This window comes from Gordonia cholesterolivorans, from assembly GCF_039531975.1.
Taxonomy (GTDB): Bacteria; Actinomycetota; Actinomycetes; order Mycobacteriales; family Mycobacteriaceae; genus Gordonia; species Gordonia sihwensis.
Window position 1 is genome coordinate 245,894 of sequence record NZ_BAAARB010000003.1, and the last position, 24,272, is coordinate 270,165.

At 68.0% G+C, this 24,272-nt stretch carries 20 protein-coding genes; 7 read left to right on the plus strand and 13 right to left on the minus strand.

The window, feature by feature from the left end; translation table 11 throughout:
• The first annotated feature begins 5 nt into the window (after positions 1 to 5).
• Positions 6 to 1,589 carry a GMC family oxidoreductase gene (locus ABFX36_RS04445; protein ID WP_062365929.1) on the plus strand — a complete coding sequence of 528 codons (1,584 nt, stop codon included), beginning with the start codon at positions 6 to 8 and terminating at the stop codon, positions 1,587 to 1,589.
• Between the two features lie 193 nt (positions 1,590 to 1,782).
• Here the strand turns inward: ABFX36_RS04445 and ABFX36_RS04450 are convergent, their stop codons facing one another.
• From ABFX36_RS04450 to ABFX36_RS04470, 5 genes are all read right to left on the minus strand, one after another.
• Positions 1,783 to 2,550 (minus strand): alpha/beta fold hydrolase, encoded by a 768-nt coding sequence (locus tag ABFX36_RS04450; RefSeq protein ID WP_062365931.1) that lies wholly within the window; start codon positions 2,548 to 2,550, stop codon positions 1,783 to 1,785.
• 436 nt (positions 2,551 to 2,986) lie between these two features.
• The gene (locus ABFX36_RS04455) at positions 2,987 to 3,664 is read right to left on the minus strand and encodes a nitroreductase family protein (protein WP_006895691.1); all 678 of its coding nucleotides are present in this window, start codon (positions 3,662 to 3,664) and stop codon (positions 2,987 to 2,989) included.
• Between the two features lie 24 nt (positions 3,665 to 3,688).
• Positions 3,689 to 5,149: a WS/DGAT/MGAT family O-acyltransferase gene (locus tag ABFX36_RS04460; protein ID WP_062365933.1), complete on the minus strand. Its 1,461-nt coding sequence runs from the start codon at positions 5,147 to 5,149 to the stop codon at positions 3,689 to 3,691.
• Between the two features lie 215 nt (positions 5,150 to 5,364).
• Positions 5,365 to 6,174 (minus strand): hypothetical protein, encoded by an 810-nt coding sequence (locus ABFX36_RS04465; RefSeq protein ID WP_062365935.1) that lies wholly within the window; start codon positions 6,172 to 6,174, stop codon positions 5,365 to 5,367.
• Positions 6,174 to 7,958, minus strand: a complete 1,785-nt coding sequence (locus ABFX36_RS04470; protein ID WP_062365937.1) for a serine/threonine-protein kinase — start codon at positions 7,956 to 7,958, stop codon at positions 6,174 to 6,176. Before ABFX36_RS04470 ends, ABFX36_RS04465 begins: the two co-directional genes overlap by 1 nt.
• 129 nt (positions 7,959 to 8,087) lie before the next feature.
• On the opposite strand from ABFX36_RS04470, the gene ABFX36_RS04475 reads away from it, so the two are divergent.
• The 5 genes from ABFX36_RS04475 (at position 8,088) to phoU (ending at position 14,207) form a co-directional block, all read left to right on the plus strand.
• The gene (locus ABFX36_RS04475) at positions 8,088 to 8,600 is read left to right on the plus strand and encodes a nuclear transport factor 2 family protein (RefSeq protein WP_346075104.1); all 513 of its coding nucleotides are present in this window, start codon (positions 8,088 to 8,090) and stop codon (positions 8,598 to 8,600) included.
• Between the two features lie 263 nt (positions 8,601 to 8,863).
• Positions 8,864 to 9,856 (plus strand): acyl-ACP desaturase, encoded by a 993-nt coding sequence (locus ABFX36_RS04480; protein WP_006895696.1) that lies wholly within the window; start codon positions 8,864 to 8,866, stop codon positions 9,854 to 9,856.
• 95 nt (positions 9,857 to 9,951) lie between these two features.
• Complete coding sequence (gene dusB / locus ABFX36_RS04485; protein WP_197078030.1) at positions 9,952 to 11,085, plus strand: tRNA dihydrouridine synthase DusB; 1,134 nt, start codon at positions 9,952 to 9,954, stop codon at positions 11,083 to 11,085.
• Positions 11,086 to 11,219: 134 nt separating this feature from the next.
• A complete protein-coding gene (locus ABFX36_RS04490; RefSeq protein WP_346075106.1) occupies positions 11,220 to 13,445 on the plus strand; it encodes an LCP family glycopolymer transferase in 2,226 nt (741 codons plus the stop codon).
• A 99-nt stretch (positions 13,446 to 13,544) separates the two neighbouring features.
• Positions 13,545 to 14,207, plus strand: coding sequence for a phosphate signaling complex protein PhoU (gene phoU, locus ABFX36_RS04495; protein ID WP_006895699.1), 663 nt, complete (start codon positions 13,545 to 13,547; stop codon positions 14,205 to 14,207).
• Positions 14,208 to 14,284: 77 nt separating this feature from the next.
• Here the strand turns inward: phoU and ABFX36_RS04500 are convergent, their stop codons facing one another.
• From ABFX36_RS04500 to ABFX36_RS04535, 8 genes are all read right to left on the minus strand, one after another.
• The gene (locus ABFX36_RS04500) at positions 14,285 to 16,525 is read right to left on the minus strand and encodes a CocE/NonD family hydrolase (RefSeq protein WP_062365941.1); all 2,241 of its coding nucleotides are present in this window, start codon (positions 16,523 to 16,525) and stop codon (positions 14,285 to 14,287) included.
• Between the two features lie 47 nt (positions 16,526 to 16,572).
• Positions 16,573 to 17,190, minus strand: a complete 618-nt coding sequence (locus ABFX36_RS04505; RefSeq protein WP_006895701.1) for a TetR/AcrR family transcriptional regulator — start codon at positions 17,188 to 17,190, stop codon at positions 16,573 to 16,575.
• Positions 17,191 to 17,388: 198 nt separating this feature from the next.
• On the minus strand, positions 17,389 to 18,165 hold the full coding sequence (gene pstB, locus ABFX36_RS04510) for a phosphate ABC transporter ATP-binding protein PstB (protein ID WP_006895702.1): 777 nt from the start codon (positions 18,163 to 18,165) through the stop codon (positions 17,389 to 17,391).
• Positions 18,166 to 18,167: 2 nt separating this feature from the next.
• Positions 18,168 to 19,040 carry a phosphate ABC transporter permease PstA gene (gene pstA / locus ABFX36_RS04515; protein ID WP_006895703.1) on the minus strand — a complete coding sequence of 291 codons (873 nt, stop codon included), beginning with the start codon at positions 19,038 to 19,040 and terminating at the stop codon, positions 18,168 to 18,170.
• Positions 19,041 to 19,051: 11 nt separating this feature from the next.
• Positions 19,052 to 20,014, minus strand: coding sequence for a phosphate ABC transporter permease subunit PstC (pstC, locus tag ABFX36_RS04520; RefSeq protein ID WP_233500186.1), 963 nt, complete (start codon positions 20,012 to 20,014; stop codon positions 19,052 to 19,054).
• Positions 20,015 to 20,127: 113 nt separating this feature from the next.
• The gene (gene pstS / locus ABFX36_RS04525; RefSeq protein ID WP_045539831.1) at positions 20,128 to 21,198 is read right to left on the minus strand and encodes a phosphate ABC transporter substrate-binding protein PstS; all 1,071 of its coding nucleotides are present in this window, start codon (positions 21,196 to 21,198) and stop codon (positions 20,128 to 20,130) included.
• 135 nt (positions 21,199 to 21,333) lie between these two features.
• Positions 21,334 to 22,260: a mycothiol synthase gene (gene mshD / locus ABFX36_RS04530; RefSeq protein ID WP_278124870.1), complete on the minus strand. Its 927-nt coding sequence runs from the start codon at positions 22,258 to 22,260 to the stop codon at positions 21,334 to 21,336.
• Positions 22,261 to 22,297: 37 nt separating this feature from the next.
• A complete protein-coding gene (locus tag ABFX36_RS04535) occupies positions 22,298 to 23,041 on the minus strand; it encodes a winged helix-turn-helix transcriptional regulator (RefSeq protein ID WP_346075111.1) in 744 nt (247 codons plus the stop codon).
• A 92-nt stretch (positions 23,042 to 23,133) separates the two neighbouring features.
• Here ABFX36_RS04535 and ABFX36_RS04540 point away from each other — a divergent pair, with 92 nt between their 5' ends.
• Positions 23,134 to 24,048 (plus strand): LmeA family phospholipid-binding protein, encoded by a 915-nt coding sequence (locus ABFX36_RS04540; RefSeq protein WP_346075113.1) that lies wholly within the window; start codon positions 23,134 to 23,136, stop codon positions 24,046 to 24,048.
• The last annotated feature ends 224 nt before the right edge of the window (positions 24,049 to 24,272 follow it).

Genomic DNA, 24,272 nt, shown 5'->3' on the forward strand with positions numbered 1-24,272 from the left:
ACTCAATGACAACCACTTCCATGGACGCCGACTACGTCGTCGTCGGCACCGGTTCCGCCGGAGCCGTCGTCGCTGCCCGTCTGAGCGAGCGGTCGGCCGACACGGTGGTCGCACTCGAGGCCGGCGGTGAGGACAAGAGCCAGTCCGTCCGCATTCCCGCCGCCTTCTCCAAGCAGTTCCAGACCGACCTCGACTGGAACTACCTCACCCAGCCGCAGCCAGAGCTCGGCGACCGCCGGGTGTTCTTCCCGCGCGGCAAGATGATCGGCGGATCGTCGTCGATGAACGCGATGATGTGGGTGCGCGGATACGCCGCCGACTACGACGCATGGGCGCTGGAGGCCGGCGACGGATGGTCGTTCGCCAGCGTCGTCGAGTACTTCAAGCGCATCGAGTCGATCGAGGGCGCCGTCGAGGGCGACGAGGGACGCGACGGGCCGCTCAACGTCGCCCACCAGCGCAGCCCGCGCGGTTGGACGTCCGACTTCCTCGCCTCGGCCGAACAGGCTGGATTCAAGCGCGAACGTGCCAATCTGCCTCAGCCGGAAGGCTTCACGCAGACGATGGTGTGCCAGAAGAACGGGTCGCGCTGGAGCGCCTCCGACGCGTACCTCAAGCCCGCGCGGTCGCGCCGGAACCTGACGGTGCTCACCGATGCGCACGCAACCCGGGTGCTGTTGGAGGGCTCGCGCGCAGTGGGCGTCGAGTACCTCAAGGACGGCGTCACCCACACCGTCCGCGCCCGCAAGGAGGTGATCCTCTCGGGCGGCGCGATCAACACGCCGCAGCTTCTCCTGCTGTCGGGCATCGGCGATCAAGAGCAACTGCGCGCGCACGGCATCGCCGTGGCACAGCATCTGCCCGAGGTCGGCCGCAACCTCAGTGATCACCTGATGTCGCTGATCGGCTTCGCCGTCGACTCCGACACCCTCTACGGCGCCGAGAAGCCGTTGGAGTTGCTCAACTATCTGACGCGCCGCCGCGGCATGCTCACCTCGAATGTCGGTGAGGCCTACGGCTTCATCCGCAGCCGCCCCGACCTGGAGCTGCCCGACATCGAGATCATCTTCGGTCCGGCGCCGTTCTACGACGAGGGCATCGGGGACGCGCCAGGTCACGGCATCGGTCTCGGTCCGATCCTCGTCGACCCACGCAGTCGCGGCACAGTCTCACTGGCGTCGTCGGACCCGACCGCCAAGGCCCTCATCGACCCGCGCTACCTGTCGGACGCCGACGGCGCCGACCGCGCGGCCCTGATGTCAGGTCTGCGCGCCGCCCACCGGATCGCGACGTCGGAGCCGCTGGCGTCGAAGATCGGCCGGTTCCTGCAGCCGAAGCGGGAGCTGGACACCATCGAAGCCACTCTCGAAGATGCGCTGACCTGGCATTCGCACACGCTCTACCACCCGACCGGCACGTGCCGGATGGGCTCGGACAGCGCCAGCGTCGTGACGCCCGACCTCAAGGTCCGCGGCGTCGAGGGTCTGCGCGTCGCCGACGCCTCCGTGATGCCGAAGATCGTCCGCGGCCACACCCACGCGCCGACGGTCGTCATCGGCGAACGCGCCGCGGATCTGATCAAGGGCTGACCCGGCCTCCCCGACCGCTCGATTACCCTGGGTCTCCCCGCAGGCCGGTTGAGCGAGCGCAGCGAGTCGAAACTACCTGTCCGACAACAACACTAATGCAGATCTCGACACGCTCGATCACTCCCTGGTTCCAGGAATCCTCGCCTCCGCCCTGCGCGGCTGACACTCGGATCGCTCGATCGCACCGACTGCGTCAGTCCTGCCCGTCCGGCTCATCGAGATGCGCCACCAGCGCGGACAGGAACTCCGGACCGCGGTCGCGGTGAACACTGTGCCCAGCATCGATCGTGACCATTCGGCCACGCGGCAACGCATCGGCGAGAGACTGCAGATGCCGGCCCGGCAGAAAGCTGCGGGCGCCTCCGGAGATCACCAATGCCGACGCCGGCACAGTGTTGAGCCGAGCCCACCATTCGGGTTCGGGGACGTCGAACTGCCGCAGCACGGTGTCGGGCAGCGAACGGTCGAAGCGAAGAAACGGGCCCGGACGTGCGAGCAGCGCGCCGACACCGCGGATCCGCTCGCCCAGAGTCGCGGTCGGTGCGATCTGTTCGGCGAGATCCGCCTCATCGCGAGGCATCGGCGGTATCTCCTCCAGTACGAGGCGACGGACGCGGTCGGGCCGGTCCATCGCATAGCGCAGTGCGGTGTGCGCGCCCAGGGAATGCCCGACGAGGTCGAACCGGACCAGGCGCAGTTCATCGACCACGCGTCCGAGATCGGCCGCGAAGTCGTCGAGGCGATAGTCCGCGGCGCGCCCGCTGCGCCCATGACCGCGCAGGTCCACGGCCACGGTGGCACGACAGGTGGCACGTAGCGTGCGAACCGTTGAATGCCACGTGGTGTGGTCGCCACCCATTCCGTGTACCAGGACCACCGGCGGCCCACCGGCGGTCGGACACCCCGAGACGTCGACCGCGAGGTCGGGTTCCGCCGGGTCGGCACTGTGAATCACGCGCATCGCACCAGGATAGGCCCCAGACAGAAGCCAGATTCGGGACGCCCGACACGCGAAACGTCGATTCCGTGCCGCCATATGTCGCCCGATCGCGTGAAACATTCCGTGATGCAGTTCACTAACTGCTGTGAGAGTACGTAGTGTCACACCCGTCGGCGATTGACGCAATCGTCCTCACCCTCCCAATTCACTTGTCTCGGAAGGACATTCGCATGGAGATCATCAACCTCATCCTCAGTCTGCTCGGCGGCGGCGACAGCGGCAGCAGCGGCGGCTCCAGCGACCTGGGCAGCCTCTCCAGCCTGCTCGGCGGCGGCAGCAGCGACTAGTTCCAGCTGACGACGAGGGGCGCGCGGCATGTCCGCGCGCCCCTCGTCGCACGTTCCCCGGTGCGATCGGCTGCCGTGCGGAGTCGCGAGTCAGAGCGGGAGTCGCGGGGTCACCGATCCGCCGGGCCGGCCAGAGCCGTTCCGTCGAAGCGCTCCAGGGTGACGAAATCGCTCACCGGCCGTCGCCGGAGCCGGGTGAGCTGCTTCACCGGCCGGCCGATCGGTACGGCGGCGGCCACGGCGAAGGTCTCGGGGATGCCAAGCAGTTCGCGCACCGCGGGCTCCTGCGCGCTGACCATCGTCGTGATCGTCCCGCCGTATCCCCGCGACCGGGCGGTGGTGAGGATGTTCCACACGAGCGGATACACCGACGCTCCGGAGACCACGCCCACCCGGTCGAGTTCGGAATCGGTGGCCGCCACCACCGCCAGGTCGACGGCCACCACCAAGACCACCGGCGCAGCCGCGATCGGCGCGACGAACTCGTCGACTCCGGGCGTCTCAGCGAGATCGGTCGCGGTGACGGCACTCGGGTGCACCGGGTTCCACGGGTTCTCTCCCGCGAAGCGCTGAGCCAGGTACCGCCGAGCCGCGGGCTTGCTCAACTCGGCCAACTGAGCTTTCGTACCCGGATCCCGGACCACGATCACGCGCACACCCTGTCGGTTGCCGCCGCTCGGCGCGAACCTCGCGATGTCGAGGATCTCCGACAGCCGCTCGTCCGGAACCGGATCGTCGGTGAAACTGCGCGCTGCGAACGTCGTCTTGACCACGTCGTCGAATTCCATTGCCGTCTCCCGTGAGGGTTCGTTCTACTCGCTCTGTCGGCCGGTATCCGACGGGCCGTCGTCGGACGAATCGCCGTTCGCATCGGCCTCGACCGCGGCCACCAGTTCCTCGAGCTGCGTCCCGAATCCGCGGACCAGGTCCCACAGATCCGGTGAGAGATCCGGGCACGACAGCAGCCCGACATTCAGCTCGCCGTCCACCGACATCACCGTGATGTTGAGCCCGAGGCCGTGGAAGATCGGCCCCATCGGGTACACCGCCTTCACTCTCGCGCCGAGCAGGTACATCGGATAGTCCGGCCCCGCGACGTTGGAGATGACCGCGTTGAAGATCGGCGGGTGCAGGCCGGAGAGACGGCGGTCGGAGTAGAGGCGCATCAGAGCGCCGAGGGTGTTGCCCGGCGCGAACTCCGCGTATGCGCGCAGCAGATTCGCATCGATGCCCTGGTGATGCCCCTTCGCCTGCCTGGCGTACTTGCCCGCCAGCCGAATGCGCTCCACCGGATCGGCCACCGACGTCGGGAGACGGGTGAACATACCGGTGACCTTGTTGGTGCCGGTCTCGATGAGATCGTCCTCGGTGACCCCGCGCACCGAGACCGGGACGAGCCCGACCAACGGCTCCTCGGGGAGTTCGCCGCGCGTCTGGAGGTACTCGCGGAGCGCGCCGCCCGCCATCGCCAGCACCACATCGTTCACCTTGACACCGAAGTGGTCTTTGACACGCTTGACGTCACCGAGCGGCAACCGCGCGAAGGCCAGGTTCCGGCGCGGAGTCAACGGCCCGTTGAACCGGGTCCGCGGAGCGAGGAAGGGTGCGGGCATGCCGTCGCCGGACCGTACTCGTTTGAACCATTCGAACGGCACCGGGAGCGTCTTCGGGATCAGCTTCATCGCTGCGATCGGACGCTGCACGAAGAAGTTGACCGCACCGCCGAAAGCCATGCCGGGTCGCGAGGCGCCTCCGGCGCTCTCCTTCACCCGAGCAGCGTCCAGCGCGGGTGGTTCGGGAGTGGACGTCGCGAGTTCGCCGAGGATCTCGGCGACGGTGGCACCGTCCACGCAGGCGTGGTGCATGCGCAGCACCAGCGCGATCGCCCCTTCGGACAATCCCTCCAGAACCCACAGGTCCCACAGCGGCTTCTTCCGATCCATCACCTGGGCCACGAGGTGCCCGCAGAGGGCCGCCATCTCCTCGATGCCTCCGGGTGCGGGCACCGCTATCCGGTGGACGTGCCGCTCGATGTCGAAGTCTTCGTCCTCCACCCACACCGGGTGGTCCACATTGGTCAGCGAGTCGGCGAGCCGGCGGCGCAGCATCGGGAGACCGCGGACCCGGCGCTCCATCTCCAGCCGCAGCGAATTGAACGTGTATCCGCCCGGGATGGTCGAGGGATCCACCTCCACGATGGCGGCGACGTTCATCACCTGAGACGGCGTCTCCAAGTAGAGGAACGACGCGTCCAGACCGCTCAACCTCTGCACGACGGCCCCCAATCCTTGTATGACAGTCCGTGTCTGCCACAGTCCGTGTCTGCCACTGTTCTGTATGCCACTGTCCTGTATTCCACTGTTCCCGAGCGCCTGAAACGGGTTCTCACAGGTGCTTATTCACAGTAGCGCCGTGGACCGACAGTGCGTGCACGAAGGCAGGCGCCGCCCGGGCGGGGCCTGCCCGATCACCGACCGCGGCCGGACTGCTACTCGTCGATCGGCAGTCGGTTGGCGACGTCGAGCAGTTCCCTCCTGCCGCCCCGGTCGAGGAGAACGGTGAACACGACGTCGTCGCGGTCGGCCAGACGCAGGTACGCCGCATGCTCGGATTCGACCACGTAGCCGGTACCGTGACGCCAGCCGATCGACTCCGGCGAGGCGTTCTTCGAGATGTCGGTGAACACCTGGTCGGTGGCGTCCTTCGACGTCATCCACGCCGGCTGGATCACCATTTCCGAGTTGAAGCAGTGCATGCGGCTCTTCACCAGCGCTCGCCCCGATCCGGTGTTCGACGGGCCGCGCTCGGCGGGCATCGCCCGGACCATCGAGCGGCAGGTGAGGTCCTGCCATCCCGTCGCCTCGGGTGTCTGCGGAAGCAGCCGGGGGAACTGTGCGGCCAGCGGGCCGAGCTCGCCCCAGCCGGACACCACCGTCACCTTGCTCTCGGCACCGTCGGCCGACCACCGGCCCGAATCCGCGGCGCGCAGGCGGTAGCGATGGTCGCCGGTGCCCGCGGTCCGATCGACCGCGGTGGTGTCGGGCCCGGAGTAGACGACCACCCCGTCGTCCCGGATCAGCAGATACTCGTCCGCACCGGAGACGCCGTTCCAGACCGCTTTCACCTCGCCGCCGTCCGCCGACAGACTGAGTCCGCCCGGTGAGTCCGGCGCCGAACCGCCCAGCATCGCCCGCACGGCGAACAACGATGCCAGCAGCACCAGCACGGCGACCGCGGCGATGATCAGCACGGGCCTGGCGGGTGTCCGGGCACGTCCGGGTGCGCTCGGTTCGTTCATCAGAACGGCAGCCTTTCCATGATCGCCCGCGCTTGCTTCGGGTCCTTGGAGTCCGGCACGGCCACCTCGACGTAGGTACGCGCGCGCGGATCGTCCGAACTGGAATAGACGAATACCGCTCTCGCCTCGGAGCTCTGCACGCCCGTCGAGAGCCGCCCCTTGGTGCCCTGGGCGGTCTTGAAGCCGAAGTCGGTCGGAGCCGTGATCGGCAACTGGCCTACGGCGGCCGTCCCCGCATCATCACTGTTCGCGTACGCGGCGATCTGCACCGAGTACTGCCGATCGGCGCCGTCGATCTTGTCGCACACGATCAGCCGGGACGTCTTCTGGTCGTCGTCCACCGGGTACGGCCCCAGTCCGCGGCACCAGAGCGATTCGAAGCCGTTCGAATTCACCGGGGTGGCCGGTACGAGTTCCGGATAGAGCTTCGCCATGTCGAGGAACTCGCCCCACGTCTGGGTGACCGTCAGCTCGGCCCGGTCGGAGAACGCCGAACCGCCCGACGACGTCGAGCGCGCCGCCACCGAGTAGGAGTGCTCGCCGGGGACCGGAGATCGGACCACATAGGAATTGTCGTCGGTGACGTCGATGACGTCGTCGTCCTGTTTGATCAGGTACTGCTCGGCCCCGCTCACCGCCGGCCACGACAGGTCGACACCCTCGGCGGTCATCTTCGCCTCCGGCGACGACGGTGTCGACAGGCCCGACGCACTGTTCCACGCGAACGCTCCACCCACCCCCAGGGCCAGTGCCGCAACGACCGCGACGGTCGCGAGCGCGGGAGTCCGCCGGTACCAGTGATCCCCGTGCGAGCGGTCCGGGCTCCCCGTGGGCACCGGTGCCGGGCCGGACGGGCCACCCGCCCGGTGTGGCCCGGGGACGGGTGCACCGGGAGTGTTCGCGAACATCGGCCCGCTGGGCGTCACATTCACCGGTCCTCCGGTGAACGCCGAGTACAACGCGCAGGCGAAAGCCGTCGCCGTCGGTGGCCGGGCGGCGGGATCCTTCGCGAGGCCCGCTCGCAACACGTCATCGACGGCCGGCGGCAGCGAGCGCGTCCGCTCGGACGCCCGCGGCGGTTCGGCGAACAGATGTGCCGTCATCAGTCCCTGCAGACTGGTCGAGTCGTACGGTGCGCTGCCGGTCAGCAGTTCGAACGTGGTGGCCGCGAGCGAGTAGATGTCGCTGCGGGCGTCCACCCGACGGCCGTCGATCTGTTCCGGCGAGCAGTACCGCATGGTGCCGACCGTGGTTCCGGTGCTGGTGAGTCCCGCTCCCGCTTCGCCGAGCGCCTGAGCGATGCCGAAGTCGGTCACTTTGACCGCCTCCGGGTTCACCGGATCTCCGCCGGGGGTGATCAGGATGTTCGCAGGCTTCACATCACGGTGGAGTACACCGTGACGATGGGCGACGTCGAGGCCGGCGGCCACGCCGTTGACGATGTTGACGACCAGCCGCGGATCCATCCCGGCGGGCGACGCCTTCGATATCTTCGACGCATCGGTGCCCGGCACGAGTTCCATCGCGATCCACAGGACGTCGCCGAATCCGCCCCTGTCGTAGACGCGCACGAGGTTCGGGTGCGTCAACGGCGCCATCAGATCAGCCTCGCGTTCGAACCGCCGGCGCACCACCGGATCGGAGCCGTGTGCCGACCGGAGCACTTTGATCGCATCGCTGCGCGGCAGGCGCGGGTGGGCCGCCTCATAGACCTCGCCCATCCCTCCGGCGCCGAGCACCGCTTGGACGCGGTAGCCCGCGATGTCGTCGCCGATTCCGAACATTCCTCCGCCGTTTCACCAGGTGACTGCCGTTCGCGCCGAATGCTACCTGCGCGGCGTGGAGATCAGATGTGCGCCTATCCCCGCCGAATGACGGCCGTCCGCCGCGGCCCGCCCCTACCATCGGCCGACATGACCGCATCCTTCTCCGCAGACGAGCTCGACACCGCGTTCGCTCAGTTCCAGCAGACCGTCGCCGATGTGGCGATCAGTAAGGACTGGGATCGATGGGCCGATCAGTTCACCGTCGACGCGACGTACATCGAGCACGCCTACGGCCGATTCGACGGCCGCGAGGCGATCCGCACCTGGGTGAACAAGACGATGCACTCGTTCCCCGGAAGCCACATGGCCGAGTACCCGTCGCTCTGGCACGTCACCGATCCGGCGACCGGCCGAGTGATCTGCGAGATCGCCAACCCGATGATCGATCCGGGCGACGGTTCGGTGTTCACGGCCACCAACATCACCATCCTCACCTACGCGGGCGACGGGCTGTGGAGCTGCGAGGAGGACGTCTACAACCCGATGGAGTTCGCTCAGATGGCTCTGGCGTGGTGTGACCGCGCCGCCGAACTGGGCACGCTCGACGACGCCGGACGCCGGTGGCTGGAGAAGACCGGCCCGATGTTCGGTCGGCGGTGACCGGCGTTTCGACCGCTCCTCACTACCGACCTCGCGGTAACCTACGGTGACGTAACCCACCGGGCCGCACGTTAACGGATCTGCCCCGGGCAGACGATCTACGCACCGAGGGCTGCGGTTTCTCAGCGCCCCCACAGGGCGCGCGGAGACTTGGGGCATGCGTCCATGTGACGTAGCCTGGAGTCCGAATATGCATGTCGGGCACGTCGCGGCGGTGCTCGGCCGCGACCCGACACGACCTGAACCCGACCAGAGGAACACCGATGGCACGTCAACTCACACAACTCGAACTCCTCAAGGAGTTGGAGCCGACGGCAGAGGCCAACGTCAATCGCCACCTCAAGACGGCACGCGACTGGAACCCGCACGACTACGTGCCGTGGGACGAGGGCAAGAACTACGCGGCTCTGGGCGGCAGGGACTACGAGCCCGAGGACTCGCAGCTCGACGAGGTCGCCAAGGCCGCGATGATCACCAACCTGCTGACCGAGGACAACCTGCCCTCGTACCACCGCGTGATCGCCGAGAACTTCTCGATGGACTCCGCCTGGGGCCATTGGGTCGGTCGCTGGACCGCCGAGGAGGACCGTCACGGCATCGTGATGCGCGACTACCTGGTCGTGACCCGCGGCGTCGACCCGGTGGCCCTCGAAGAGGCGCGCATGATCCACATGACCAACGGCTACGATCCGATGCTCGCGGCTGCGGACCGCGCCGACGAGATGAAGGCGAACGGCGAGGAGATCGGGCTGCTGCACTCGGTCGCGTACGTCACCTTCCAGGAACTCGCGACCCGCGTGAGCCACCGCAACACCGGTAAGGCGTGCAACGATCCGATCGCCGACCGGATGCTGCAGCGCATCGCCGCCGACGAGAATCTGCACATGATCTTCTACCGCAACATCTGCGGGGCCGGCATGGATCTGGCGCCCGACCAGACACTGCGCGCGGTCACCGACATCGTCACCAACTTCCAGATGCCCGGAGCGGGTATGCCGAACTTCCGGCGCCACGGCGTGCTGATGGCCAAGCACGGCATCTACGATCTGCGCCAGCACCTCGAAGAGGTCGTCCAGCCGGTTCTCCGGAAATGGAACGTCTTCGAGCGAAACGACTTCAGCCCCGCCGGCGAGAAGACCCGCGACGAGCTCGCGGCCTTCCTCGACCAGCTCGACAAGGACGCGACCCGCTTCGAGGAGATGCGCGACCGCGCGCTCGCTCGCGAGGCGGCCAAGCGGGAGAAGCAAGCATCCTGAGTACCACCGCACTGACTGCACCGGCGCCTTCGGAGACCTCCGAGGGCGCCGGTGCGCCGTCGTCTCTCCAGCGTCCGTCCACTGATCGCACCCCGCTGCGGATCGGGTCGATCGAGTTGAACAGCCCGGTGGTGCTGGCACCGATGGCCGGCGTCACCAACGTGGCCTTCCGCGTGCTCTGCCGTGAGCTCGAACTCGCACGGACCGGAACCGTCTCCGGCCTCTACGTCTGCGAGATGGTCACGGCGCGGGCGCTCGTGGAGCGGCATCCGGTCACGATGCACATGACGACCTTCGATCCGAGCGAGTCACCGCGATCGATGCAGCTCTACACGGTCGATCCGGAATACACCTACCGCGCGGCCAAGATGATCGTCGACGAGGATCTCGCCGACCACATCGACATGAACTTCGGCTGCCCGGTCCCGAAGGTCACCCGCAAGGGCGGCGGGTCGGCGATCCCCTACAAGCGACGGTTGTTCCGCAACATCGTGGCCGCCGCCGTGCGCGCCACCGAGGGCACCGACATCCCGGTCACCGTCAAGTTCCGCATCGGCATCGACGATGAGCACCACACGCATCTCGACGCCGGACGGATTGCCGCCGAGGAAGGCGCCCAAGCCGTGGCGCTGCATGCCCGCACCGCATCGCAGCGCTACTCGGGCACGGCGGCGTGGGACGAGATCGCGCGCCTGAAGGAGCATGTCACCACCGTGCCCGTGCTCGGCAACGGCGACATCTTCGAGGCCGAGGACGCCGTCCGCATGATGGAGCAGACAGGCTGCGACGGCGTGGTCATCGGCCGCGGCTGTCTCGGCCGCCCGTGGCTGTTCGCCGAGCTGTCGGCACGGTTGGCCGGTGTGAATGCGCCCACTCCGCCCGACCTCGGGGAAGTGGGCGAAATCATGATCCGGCACGGCGAACTGCTCGCCTCGCACCACGGCGAGGACAAGGGCATGCGGGAGATTCGCAAGCACGTCGCCTGGTATCTGCGCGGCTTCCCTGCCGGCTCCGACCTGCGCTCCTCGCTCTCTCTGGTGAAAACCCTCGACGACCTGCGCGAACTCGTCGCCGAGCTGCCCTCCGACGTCCCCTTTCCCGCTGACGGTCATGGCCCGCGGGGCCGCCAGGGTTCGCCCGCGTCGGTGGCGCTGCCCGAAGGATGGCTCGACGACCCCGAAGAGGACATCGTCCCCGAGGGTGCCGAGATCATGCACTCGGGCGGCTGAGCCCTCGCCGACGGGGCGCACCGCAGAGAGTTCTCAGGTCTCGGCATTAAGATGTGCCGAGCACGCGTGGCGTGTGCACTCCGGGCCTGCCCGGCGACCACTGCGAGACCACTGCCGCATACGAAAGAAGCACTGTGAGTTCTGACCGCCCAGGCTCTCCCGAGCCCGATGACGACGAGTCGGCACAGCCCCGGCGACCCCGTCGGGCGGGCCGGACATCCGGTGCCTACGACTTCCGCGAACGGTTCGGCGACGCCGCTCCGTCACAGCCCGGTGCGGCCGGTCAGCGCGCCGAGGGTCTGCGGGAGCCGTCGTCCCGCGAGGGATACGTCCGTCCGCGGGGCCGGCTGACCGTCCGCCAGTTGATGGAGCAGATGGGGGTGGACGAGACCGCCTCCGGGCCGGCACAAGCCGCACAGGCGCAGCCCCCGCGCCGCACGCAGCCGAGCCCTCGCCCGACGCCGCAGCCGGGTCCACAGCCGCCGGCCCCGCCCGCACAGCCGTCCCGGCCGAGCACTGACGACCCGACGGCCTCCGAGGTCACGGCGATGATCCCGCCGGTCGCCGATGCGTCGGCGGTCGACCTCTCAGACACCACTACGGCCGCGCGCTTGTCTCAGGAGTCCCGAGCGCAACGCCCGTCCGTCCCCCCGCCTCCGGCTGCCACTCCGGCGCCAGCGCCTCCTCGCAGCCCGGCGGCCGCCGCGGGTGCCGCCGCAGGCGGCGCGTCGACCGATCCCGGCAACGGCGAACCGACTCGCAAGCGCCCGCTGGAGCCGACTCCCGATCTGACCGCGGCGCTGTCCCGCGTGCGCGGCGGTCGCCGGACGAAGCCCACCGGCAAGGAACGCACGACGCGAATCGCCACCAACACCGGGCGCATCCTGCTCGGCCTCGCCTGCGTGCTGTCGCTGGTCGGCACCGGCTACGCATGGAACATGATGCGCAGCATCAACGGCGGCTGGAACATCGTCAACGCCCTGGACCCGGAGAACTCCAACGTCCGCAAACCGGGCGATCAGACCGGCGACGAGACATACCTGATCGTCGGCACCGACACCCGCGCGGGAAAGAACTCCAAGCTCGGCGCGGGCGACGCCGACGTCGTCGAGGGCGCCCGCTCCGATACCGTCCTGCTGGTCAACATCCCCGCCGACCGCAGCCGGGTGGTCGCGGTGTCGTGGCCTCGCGACCTCGCCGTCGACCGTCCCGAATGCCAGAACTGGGACAACTCGACGCAGAAGTACTCCGGGACGCTCGAGGCCGCGAGTTCGGTGAAGCTGAACGGCGTCTACGCCGACGGCGGCCCCAACTGCCTGGTGAAGACGCTCACGCAGATCAGCGGGCTGAACATCAATCACTTCATCGCGATGGACTTCTCCGGGTTCGAGGACGTGGTCCGCACGGTCGGCGGAGTCCAGGTGTGCTCGACCGTCCCGCTCTACGACTACGAGCTGGGGACCATCCTCAAGAAGGCCGGCACCAAGAAGCTCACCGGCCGCCAGGCCCTCAACTACGTCCGCGCTCGGCACATCTCCGCGGAGGGCAACGGCGATTACGGTCGCATCAAGCGGCAGCAGCTGTTCATGTCGTCGCTGCTGCGGTCGTCGCTGTCGGGCGACGTCTTGTCGAACCCGTCGAAGCTCAACAAGGTGGCGCGCTCGTTCATCGCCAACAGCTACGTCGACAACGTCGACACCGACTCGCTGATCCAGCTCGCCGAGTCGATGCAGGGCATGGAAGCCGGGCGTGTCACGTTCCTGACCATTCCGACCTCGGGCACGTCCACCGACGGACAGAACAACGAGATCCCGCGGATGGACGACATCGACGCGATCTTCAACGCGATCATCGACGACAAGCCGCTGCCCGGCGAGAAGAAGGCCAAGCCGTCGAGCACCAAGAAGCCCTCCGCTTCCCCGAAGCCCCCGGCGCCGAGGACCGAACTCACCGCTCAGCACGCGTCCAACATGAGCGTGCGCGTGCTCAACGGCACCGACGAGTCGGGCGTCGCGGGGTCCGTGATGGAGGAACTGGTCCGTCAGGGCATCGACGTGTCCGGCATCGCCGACTCCTCGGAGAAGCGGACCGACACGGTCGTCCGCTACGGTCCGGGCGAGAAGGACTCCGCGGCGACGATCGCGAAGATGTTCCCCGGAGCGCAGATCCAGGAGGACAGCACGGTGAAGGCCGGCGTCGAGGTGATCGTCGGGTCCGACTTCGGCGGCACGCAGACCATCGGTTCGGTCCCGACCGCCGGTTCGGTGCTCTCCGTCGGCGAACTGCCGGCCAACACCGATAACAGCGACCTGCCCAACGACCTCTCGGTCACCAACGCAGGCGACACGACCTGCGCGTAGCCCGTCGGCCACCGCTGCGACAACCTGCGCGCCGAGTGTTCACGCCGACTTCACCGTCGGTGAAGGGCGAGGCCGGCCGGTTTACGTAAGCTGGGTTGCATGCGTGACGCTTATCAGGAGCAGATGGCTGCACTGAACAAGGCTCTCGGCGACATGGTCGACGAGGTGGGTGCGGCGATGGCTCAGGCCACCCAGGCACTGCTCGAGGGCGATCTCGAACTGGCCGAAGAAGTGATCTCCAACCACGACTCGGTCGCCGAGAAGTCGGCCGAGGCAGAGGATCAGGCTTTTCAGCTGCTGGCGCTCCAGGCGCCGGTCGCGGGTGATCTGCGCTCGGTGGTGAGCGGCTTCCAGCTGGTGTCCGAGATCGACCGGATGGGGGCGCTGGCGTTGCACGTGGCGAAGGTCGCGCGCCGCCGCCACCCCGCCAAGGTCCTGCCGGACGAGGTCGCGGGGTACTTCGAGGAGATGGGCCGGCTCGCCGTCGAGCTCGCGCAGAACGCACGCCGCGTGCTCGAGAACCAGGACTACCACGACGCGCTGACCCTGATGGACGACGACGACGCGATGGACGATCTGCACCGCCATCTGTTCACCGTCATGATGGACCGCGAGTGGTCGCATGGTGTCGCCGCAGCGGTCGACGTCACTCTCCTGGGCCGCTATTACGAGCGGTTCGCCGACCACGCGGTCCTCATCGCCCGCCGCGTCGTCTTCCAAGCCACCGGGAAGACTCCCGAACAACTGCTCGAGGCGAGCTGACCCGACGAAAGCGCCCTCCGGCGATCCGCATCAGCGGAGCCGGAGGGCGCTTTCGCGCACGAATGCACTCCGCGCGATCAGCCGCCGTTGAAGGCCGGCTTGTAGGCGCGGCAGGCCGAACCGCGCAGGAAGCCGCAATCCGGTCCGGCGCCGGGCACCTCGCCCGCGATCACCGGGATCGTGACGTACGACTTGCTCAGGTCGACGGTGTCGATCACCTTGCCGCCGGTGGCAGGCGTGCTGAACTGCCATGAGGGAAGGTCGCCGCCGGGTGCGGAGACCGTGACCCGGATCCGTGAGCCCTTTCGGAACCCGTGCATCAACGGGTTGATCGGGATCGTGATCTGGTTGAATCCGTCGGCCAGCGGCGTCTGAGTGGTGAAATCGGGGGCGGTGCCGTCGCCGCGGAAGCTCGAGCGCAGCACACCGGTCCCGACCGATGTCTCCTGTCCCCTGCCGTTCACCTCAGAGACCGTGACCTGCAGATCGGTGACCTTCGCCGTGCTCTTCAGCCGGAGTGTCACCGAACCGTTCCCGAGAACCACCTTGTCACGGGAAAGCGGAGCGCTGATGAAGCCCAGCCCGCTGCGGCCCGGTGCGGGACGCCAATCGTAGTCCGGGTGGATGCCCCAGGCCGCCGCCGTGTCGGTGGAGGCGTTCTTGAGCGTGTTCAGCGGCCGGTTGAGCGGATTCGGTGCGAACGACACGGTTCCGCCGGCGGGCCGGGAACCGAGCCGGCCCTTGTCGTTCAGGAACATCCGCTCGGTGCTCGTGGGCCACGCGGACAGCGATCGCTGCCACGCCGACGAGAGCCCGCCGGGACCGGCTGCGCCACCGCCGTTGTCGAAGAGCGCCCACAGTCGCGGCGTCTGCGCCTTGAAACGAGCTTTCGCAGCGGCGACGGTGCGCGAATCGCTGAAGCGCACCGGCGGGATCTGCTGGCCGGGTGCATTGGTGGCCGCCGGGAACACGACGGTGCCCAGCGGTTGCATGTTCGGCGGCGTGTGCGGCACCTGGTTCGCGACGAACAGTTGCAGGAACTCCGCCCAGCGCGAGAGGATCTGCGGTCCGAGCGAATCGAAGTGATGCCCGTTGATGATGTTGACCCAGACGTTCGGGTTGTGATCGAGATGCTTGATCAGATTGACCCAGTTGGGTCCGGTCTGCTCGTCCTGTGCGGCACCGACCAGGAACACCGGGACGTCGATGCGGTCGGCCCAGTCCGGGATCGAGCGTTCCTGGTACACCTTCGCCGCACGCGTCGGGTTGTCGCGGATCAGCTTGAACACGTTCTGCGTCTGACGGCGGAGCTTCTGATTGTTCGCACAGGTCTTGTCGCCGCCCTCGATGCGCGCCCGCACCCACGGTTGTCCGCCTGCCGGCCCGGGTTGCGCCTGCTGCACCCGTTCGCGGAGCCAGGAGTTCGCGAAACCCTTGTTGTAGATGCCGCCCGGCAGACCGGTGGAGTACAGGTCATCGGTGGTGCTCATCGGCGCGATCGCGGCCAGATGGGGTGGTCGCGTACCCGCGGCGAACATCTGCGAGATGCCGGAGAACGAAATGCCGACCATGCCGACGCGATGCCCCGACACCCATCGCTGGCGTCCCACGGTCTCGATCGCGTCGTACGCGTCGAACGCCGCGACATTGTCGAAGAGGCCGAAGTCTCCTCCACTGCAACCGCTTCCCCGCATCTGAAGGCTCACCGAGGCGAAGCCGAGCATCTGCGTCGCCAGCGTCGAGCCGACGATCACGGAGGTGTCGGGGGCCTGCGGGTCCTTCAGGCCGACCTTCTCCCCGACCGCGCCGACCACCAGGTCGTCCGGTGCGGCGTTCTGGTAGCCGGAGTACTCGATCACGGTCGGAAAGGGCCCGTCCGAGAGCTTCTTGCCGTACGGCAGCCGAACCGTGGCGGCGAGCGAGACCCCGTCGCGCATCGTGATGTAGTTGAGCCCTTCGTGAAGGGTCTGCCCGTACAGCGACGGCGCGGGCGGCGGAGAGTCCTTGCCGGTCACCTCGACCGGCGCGCTCTTGATCCCGGCCCCGACGAAGCGGTAGCGCCCCGGCTGCAGGTCGCGCACGATCAACGATCCGAGCGAATCGGCGACGCCCGAGCCCGCACGATTGCCCGCGTCGTCGACGAGTGTCAGCGCGGTACCCGGCCGCGCGTCGGTCAGATACGCCTGCGACACCCCGCCGCCGACGTGGACTGGCTGTGCCGCGGCGGATTCGCCCACCGTCCCGACCGCGGCGAGTAGCACGGTCGCCGCGGCGACCGCGGCCGCGGTCCGGCGCAACGCGCGTCTTCCTGAGAACATCTGATCCCCGATTCTGTTCTTCTCCCGGCGCTCCCGCAGCGCACGGGTCACTGCGCGACGTAACCCAGCAGCAGCTGCACACCGCCGTCCGCGATCCGTCGGACCGCTTCACGGTCGCCGGTGGACAGATAGCTGAGAGTCATGCCGTCGGTCATGGCCACGACGATCGTGGCCAATTCCTCGGCCGGGAGCGTCCACGTGACACCGGTGGTCTCGGCCGCGACCACGAGCAGTCCGGAGACGAGCTCGTTGTAGCCGCGGTAAAGACTCTCGGCGAGGTGCTCCAGACCTTCGGTTCGTCGGGCGTAGAGCGCCAGCTCCACCAACGCGTATTCGCGGTCCCGATTCTCGATGAGGTCGTGCATGAAGGAGTCGAATGCGGCCCGCGCGACATCCGCGATGTTCATCTGGGAGGTGGTGAACATCGCCGACGCCTCGCGGAGCCATTCGCCCATGCCGGCCAGCTCTTGCGCGATCCCGGTCTCGACGACCGCGGCGAGCAGATCGTCGCGGGATGCGAAGGCGTAGAACAGGCTCGACTGTCCGACCTGGGCCTCCAGAGCGATCCGACGCGTAGTGGCGGCTTCGACGCCGTCGCGGGCGATCACCCGCATCGCGGCGTCGATCGCTGCTTCGCGCCGCTGTTCCACCGTCAGTCGCGCCATCTGCCCTCGAAGTTGATCAATTGATCGAAACTGTTCTGTGGTGACCGTAGTCACCGGCTAGGCAAAAGGCAACCCCGGCCACTATCTGCGGAGAGTGGCCGGGGTCGCCGTCGTATCCGTCGGTGTGAGATCCGACCGGTCGATGTCAGATCCGGGGGATGCTGCCTCGAGAGCCGTACCGGGCGCGCACGCGCACCGTCATCCGAACCGTCCCGAGATGTAGTCCTCGGTCTCCTTCCGAACCGGATTCGAGAACATGTCGGCGGTGGCGCCGGCCTCCACCAGTTCCCCGGGCCGTCCCGCACCGGCGAGATTGAAGAACGCGGTCTGATCGCTCACCCGCGCCGCCTGCTGCATGTTGTGCGTGACGATCACGATCGTGTAATTGTTCTTCAGCTCGGCCACCAGATCTTCGATCGCGAGGGTCGAGATCGGGTCGAGCGCCGAACACGGCTCGTCCATCAGAAGCACCTGCGGTGACACCGCGATGGCCCGCGCGATGCACAGCCGCTGCTGCTGGCCGCCGGACAGTCCGCCGCCCGGCTTGTCGAGCCGATCCTTGACCTCGTTCCACAGGTTGGCCCCGCGCAGGCTGGCCTCGGCCACGTCGTCGAGTCTGGCCTTGTCACGCACGCCCGCCAGTTTGAGCCCCGCCACCACGTTGTCGCGAATGGACATGGTCGGGAACGGATTCGCCCGCTGGAACACCATGCCCACGGTGGTTCGCACCCCCACCGGGTCCACACCCCTGCCGTACAGGTCGAGTTCGTCGAGCTTCACCGACCCGGTGGTGTACGCCCCTGGCGTCACCTCGTGCATCCGGTTGAGTGTGCGCAGGACGGTGGACTTACCGCACCCCGACGGACCGATGAAGGCGGTCACCGACTTCGGCGCGATCGTCAGGGAGACATCCTTCACGGCGTGGAAGTCGCCGTAGTAGACGTTCAGATCCTCGATGGTCAGACTCTTGGCCATGTCTAGCTTCTCTCCATTCGGGGCCCGGTGAACCGTGACAGCACTCGTGCGAGCACGTAGACGATCGCGACGGCGATCACCAGCGTCAGCGCGGCGCCCCAGACGGTCTCGTAGCCGCTGGGCCCCTTGTTGTATTCCTGCAGCATCATGAGCGGCAACGACTGCTGGTTGCCGGAGAACGGATTCGGGTTCATCGCCCGGGTGGCGCCGACCAGGATCAGCACCGGAGCCGACTCGCCCATGACGCGGGCCACCGCCAGCATGATCCCGGTGATGATCCCCGACATCGCCGTGGGCAGCACCACCCGAAGGATCGTCTTCCACTTCGGGATGCCGAGCGCGTATGCGGCCTCGCGAAGGTCCTGCGGGACGATCTTGAGCATCTCCTCGGTGGACCGGACCACCAGCGGCACCATCAGCAGCACCAGCGCCAGCGCCACCGCGAAGCCGGAACGAGGAAGATCGAGGGTGGTCCGCCAGACCGCGTAGATGAACAACGCGGCGACGATCGACGGCACACCCGAGAGCACGTCGACCATGAAGGTGGTGACGCGCACGAGCGAAAACCGTCCGCGCCTCTTCCCGGTGTCCGCGTACTCCACGAGATAGACGGCGACGAGCACGCCCAAGGGGATCGCGACGGCCGCCGCTATCGCCGTCTGTACGAGCGTCCCCACGATCGCGTTGGCCGCGCCGCCGTAGCGTTCCGATCGCGTCCACCAGTCGATGTCGAGCACCGGTCCGATGCCGCGGGCGATCAGCGTGTACACCAGCCAGCCGAGCGGAAGCACCGCCACGGCCACCGCGGCGATCACCGCGCCGCGCACGGTCGTGTCGGCGACCTTCCGGCGCGGCGAGAGTTGTGTCAGTTCCATATCGTGATTCCTCAGCCTCGAACCCTGCGCGCGATCACACCGCGGGCCGCGGCGTTCACGAGGAAGGTCAAGACGAACAGGACCAGACCGGCTGAGATGTAGGCGCCGGTCTTGATCGGCGAGTCGAATTCGGCCGCGTTGTTCGCGATCACGGTCGCCAGCGTCTGACCGCTCTCCATCAGGTTGAAGTTGATCGGTCCGGCCGTGGAGATGATCAGCAGCAGCGCCATCGTCTCGCCCAGCGCACGGCCCAGTCCGAGCATGGCGCCGCTGATGTAGCCGGAGAGGCCGAAGGGCAGGACCGCGTATCGCACGACCTCCCACTGGGTGGCGCCGAGGGCCAGGGCGGCCTCACGCTGGTTTCGCGGCGTCTGCGCGAAGACCTCGCGGGTGACCGCGGTGATCACCGGCAGGATCATGATCGCCAGCACGATGCCCGCGGTGAGGAGGGTGCCGCCGGTCGACATGTTCGCGACGTTCGCCGGCTGCCGGAAGAACGGGAGGAAGCCGAGGTGATCGACCAGCCATTGGTTCGGCCCCACCATCGCCGGACCGAGCACCAGGATTCCCCACAGGCCGTACACGATCGACGGGATCGCGGCCAGCAGGTCGACGACGTACGCGATCACCGTCGCGAGCCGCTTGGGCGCGTACTCGCTGACGAACAGTGCCACGCCGAGCGCCACGGGCATCGCGATCACCAGTGCGATCACCGACACCAGCACCGTCGCGTAGAGCTGCTGGGGGATGCCGAACTTGATCTCACTGCCCGCCACCACCCACGACCCGGTGTATGTGAAGAAGCCGACGGTGTTCTTCGCGAGCGCAGGGACCGCCTGAATGAGCAGGAACAGCGCGATCAGCCCGATGACGATCGAGACCAACAGGCCCGAGCCGGTGGCGAGCGACGACATGACGCGGTCGCCGAGACGGCTGACCGCCGAGCCGGACGCGGGGCCCGACTCGGCAGTCAGCGATCGCTCACCGGCCGCCCGCGGCGACGGGGTTCCGCCGGCCACGGGCGTTTCGGACACGGCCGGGTCCCCGTCGGCATCTGCGCGGGAGGTCACGGGAGTGTCCGAGCGAGTCACAGCGCGTTGATCGTTCCGCGCAGCTTGGCCTGGAAGGCCTCAGGCAGCGGGACGTAACCGAGCTTGTCGAGGCCGTCCTGGCCCTTGTCCAGGATCGTGGTGAACGCGGACTTCAGGTTGTCGGAGACCGCCGAGTCCGAGTAGCCGGTGGAGCACACGATCTCGTAGGTCGTGAGCACCAGCGGGTAGGCGCCGGTCTCCTTGAGTCGGTAGAGGGCGTCGGTGTCGACCACCAGGTTCTTGCTGGACGGGTCCACGAACTGAGCCGCGTCGAGAGCCTTCGCGGCGGTGTCCTTGGTCAGCTGAGTGGGTCCGGCGCCGAAGTCGACGGCCGCCACGCTCAGCTCGTTCTCGGTGGCGAAACCCCACTCGACGTAGCTGATCGAGCCCTCGGTCTTCTTGACCGTGTCGCCGACGCCGGTCGACTTCGAGGCACCCGAGCCGCCGTGGCCGGCCCACTCCTTGCTGTGCTCGTACGGCCAGTCGGCCGGTGCGGCGGTGTTCAGGTAGCGCGTGAAGTTGTCGGTGGTGCCGGAGCTGTCGCTGCGGTGCACCGGCACGATGGTCGTGGCCGGGAGCTTGACGCCCGGGTTGAGCGCGGCGATCGCGGGATCGTTCCACTTGGCGATCTTGGAGTCGAAGATCTTCGCGAGTACGGGCGCGTTGAGGTTCAGCTTCTCCACACCGGGAAGGTTGAACGCGATCGCGACCGGCCCCGCGACCAGCGGCAGGTGCCAGGCCTCGTTGCCCGAGCACCGGCTCTTGGCGTCGGCGGCCTCAGCCGGCTTGAGCGGCGAGTCGGAGCCGGCGAAGTCGACGTCGCCCGAGATGAACTTCTTGATTCCGTCGCCGGAGCCGGAGCCCGTGTAGTCGAGGATGACGCCGCCGTTGTCGGTGAGGACCTGCGAGAAGTGCTCCATGGCCTTCTGCTGGGCCGTGGACCCTTCACCGGTGACGGTGCCGGACGAGGAGTCGCCGTCACCGCACGCGGTGAGGACGAGGGAGGCCGCGGCGATGCCGGCAACGGCGGCGCCTGCGGTGCGGACGAGCTTCGGTGACGCGCTCATGGGAGTCGGGGTGCCTTTCGATCTGTTCAGGTATCGAGGCGAAACTATCGACGCCCGGTTAGGACAGAGCGACCGGCGAGTGACGGCCCGGGTAACAGTCCGGGCACGAAAATGAACGGCTGGTTGACGCCGGGTTCAGCCCCGGCGATAGGCGATGTCGGCGGTGTACCGGGTGAATCCGAGCCGCGAATACGTGCGCAACGCCGCAGAGTTGTCGCCCTCGACGTACAACTCCACTTCGTCGAGCCCGCGGCCGCCGGGGCGCAGGTCGGCCATATAGCGCAGGCCGGCGAGCGTCAGCAGCGCGCCGAGGCCACGGCCCTGCGCGGCGGAGTCGACGCCGACGATGTACACCTCGCCGAGGGGCGCGGCTCCGTCGGCGGCGGGATGGATCTTCGTCCAGTGGAATCCCAGCAGGACGTCCGGGTCGGCGGCGTCGAACGCCAGGAATACACCGTCGGGATCGAACCAGTCCGCGCCGGTGCGGGCGGCGATGTCGCGCAGCGTCCATCCGCCCTGCTCCGGGTGCCAGGAGAAGGCGTCGTTGTTCACCCGGAGGATCTCCGCGTCGTCGGACGGTCCCGCGTACGTACGCAGCGCGATGTCCTCGCGCCGGGGGAGATCGGGCAGCGGCTGTGCCACGGGCCTGCGCAGTTGCAGCAGTTCGCGGGCACGTACCAGACCGAGTGCCGCGGCGACGGCGGCGGCTGCGGGCAGGTCGCCGTGCGCCCACACCTGCGGCGGTTCCGAGCCCGGCAGATCGCCGGCGGCGGTCAGGGCGGCGTCCACGAGAGCACGACCCTCCCCGTGGCCCCGGTGGTCGGGGTCCACCACCGCTTCCACCATCGCCGCACCGCCGTCGCGCGCCGCGAGGACGTTGGCGTATCCATGATCGGTGAGGACATGCAGGTCCGCCCCCGAGTCGATCGCGAGGCGCGCCTGCTCGGCGAGCGGCGCGATACCGTCGACGCGTTCGGCGCGTTCGCACACCTCGCGCGCGAACGCCGAGTCGTCGGCGGTCAGGGAGTCGGAGACGACGCGGTGCCGGATCTGCTCATTCATCACAGTCCAATGTATCGGCAGCCGGCGACCACTCGTCCTACCCTGTCTCGTCCTGCTCGGTGTCGTGCAGCTCTGTCTCGCCCTGCTCGGCTCCGTCGCCGGCGTCGCGGTCGCCCCGGCGCGTCGGCCGCACAGCCTTGTAGCCGACGTTGCGCACCGTGCCGATCAGTGACTCGTGATCACTGCCCAGTTTGGCTCGCAGACGCCGGACGTGGACGTCGACTGTGCGGGTGCCGCCGAAGTAGTCGTAACCCCACACCTCGTGCAGCAGTTGGGCCCGGGTGAAGACCCGGCCCGCGTTCTGCGCGAGGAACTTCAGCAGCTCGAACTCCTTGTACGTGAGATCGATCGGCTTGCCCCGCAATCGGGCCGTGTAGGTCGACTCATCGATCACCAACTCGCCCAGGGTCACCTTGTCCGGCTGCTCGTCCACGCCACCGGTCACGCGCGTCGACACCAGGCGCAGCCGGGCGTCGAGCTCCGCGGGTCCGGTGGTCGGCAGCAGGAAGTCGTCGACGCCCCAATCGGCGTTCACCGCGACCAGTCCGCCCTCGCCGACGACGGCCACCACCGGGGCGGTGCCGGTGTCCGACACCAGCCGGCACATGGTTCTCGCACCCGCGAGATCGCTGCGCGCGTCCACCAGGATCACCTGTGGTTCGCCCAGCTGCACCAGCGAGGACGTCTGGGCAGGCAGCACGGCCACCTGATGGGACAGCAGGGAGAGCGATCCCAGGACGGCTTCGGCAGTTTGCTCTTCGGTCAGCAGCAACAGGTCCACACACCACTCCGATCTCGTCGTGGCCTCAGCACTGTGGGCTGTCGATCGACGCTGGTCGCAGCACCCGGTTATCAGATGACAGAATAGCGCCGATGCTCCTCACCGCCCACGACCCCCCGAAACCCGCGTCCCGCCGGTACCTGCAAATCGGTGCCTGGATCGCAGTCGTCCTCGTCGTCGTGGGCGTCCTGGCGCTGATCGCCGACGACTTCGCGGCGTCCCGCGCCGAGCACCGCCTCGCACGCGCCGTCCAGGCCTCACCCGGAGTCCCCTTCGAACCGGATGTGATCATGGCCGGCTTCCCGTTCCTCGCGCACCGCTCTGAGGGGAACTTCAGCTCGGTGCTGATCAGCGCCGACGGCGTCCCGATCGAGGGCTGCTCCGGCGTGCCGGTGTGCACCTCGACAGTCGACGCTCGGCTGCAGAGCATCGACCTCGGCCCCACCGGCGATCTGGGCCCGCGGACGGAGCTGCGGGCGCAGTCGATGCGGACCGAGACACGAATCAACTCCCCCACCCTCGGACGGCTGATGGGGATCGTCGATCTCTACATCAATACCCCGGCTCCCGAGGACAAAGTGGGCGGCGGCGGGCCGGGCGACGGCCTGCTCGAGCGCACCGAGGGCATCATGCTGAGCGGAACCGTCCCTCTGCCCGGCTCGCCGGAGACGCAGAACGGCTATCCCCCGTCGGCCGCGAAGTACACCGCGCCGAAGGTCAAGGTGAGCGTGAAGGCTCGCGTGTCGGTGGTCGACGGCCGTGTCCGCATCGAAGCCACCGACTTCTACACCGGACCCGAGGAGCACTACTCCGCCGACGTCCCAGAGGAATTTCGATCAGCGGTATTAAAAAGGTTTTCAACCACTCTTCCGGCCCTCCAGATGGCCTGGGGAACCACCGCGAAACATGCCCTGAGCAGGGGAAGCGACCTTGTGGCCGTCAGCGAGACCGGACCGGTGTCGGTGCGCGCCGTCGACTACGCGAAACCGCTCCCGAGCAGGCCCTGATTTCTGTTGTAGGGTCGGGTCCATGCAGCACCGACGTGGGCTGATGCTCACCCGCCGACTGGCGATCGACCTCTGTCGCGTCGTCGACTGCTGCTGTCGCTTGCCGGTGACGCACCGGGTGTGATGCACCGCTGACGATCTCAGCCGCATCCTCCACCGTCTCGTCGCAGACGACCGCCGTCCCCGGCCCGGAACACCCGTCGCCCAGTGCGACGAACTCGCCG